The sequence below is a fragment of the Paraburkholderia sp. SARCC-3016 genome (assembly GCF_031119615.1).
In the GTDB taxonomy this organism is placed as follows: domain Bacteria; phylum Pseudomonadota; class Gammaproteobacteria; order Burkholderiales; family Burkholderiaceae; genus Paraburkholderia.
Genome location: NZ_JAVHZD010000111.1, coordinates 1 through 605 on the forward strand (window position 1 = coordinate 1; position 605 = coordinate 605).

Annotated in this window: 1 protein-coding gene; it reads right to left on the minus strand. The window is 67.6% G+C overall.

Annotated elements, in window-relative coordinates; translation table 11 throughout:
• A partial coding sequence (locus QYH69_RS35970; RefSeq protein ID WP_308836349.1) for an ATP-grasp domain-containing protein occupies positions 1 to 542 on the minus strand: 542 nt, incomplete at its 3' end.
• Positions 543 to 605 lie beyond the last annotated feature (63 nt).

A 605-nucleotide genomic window follows, 5' to 3' on the forward strand; every position in this document is an offset into this window, starting at 1 on the left:
TTGGTGCCGAGGTCCTCCCAGACCTGTTCGAGGTCATCGCCCTCGCGGATGATGGCCTGGCCCTTGCCGTCATAGCCGAAGCGGCGGGTCTTGATCACCGCGGGCAGGCCGATGCGTTCGATTGCCGTGCGCAGCGTGCCGACCGAGGACACGTCGGCGTAGTCGGCCGTGCCGATGCCGAGCTTGCTGATGAAATCCTTCTCGATCAGCCGGTCCTGCGTGGTCTCCAGGATCTTGTAGGCCGGCAGCACCGGGCGCCGCGCGGCGAGCACCATCGCGGTCGCGGCCGGGACATTCTCGAACTCATAGGTGACGACGTCGACATCGTTGGCGAACAGTTCGAGCGCCTCGACGTCGGCATATTCCGCGCAGGTCGCGTTCTGCACCACGTCGAACGCCGGGGAGTCCGGATCCGGCGAAAACACCTGGCAGCGGAGCCCGAGGCGCGCCGCGGCCATCGCCAGCATCCGGCCCAATTGTCCGCCGCCGAGGATTCCAATGGTGTCGCCCGGCTTCAGCTCCACTGCGTTCGAAGCCGTCACGCCGCGCCCTCCGGATGCTCGTTGACCGCGTCGGTCTGCTGCTTGCGCCAGGCCGCAAGGCGG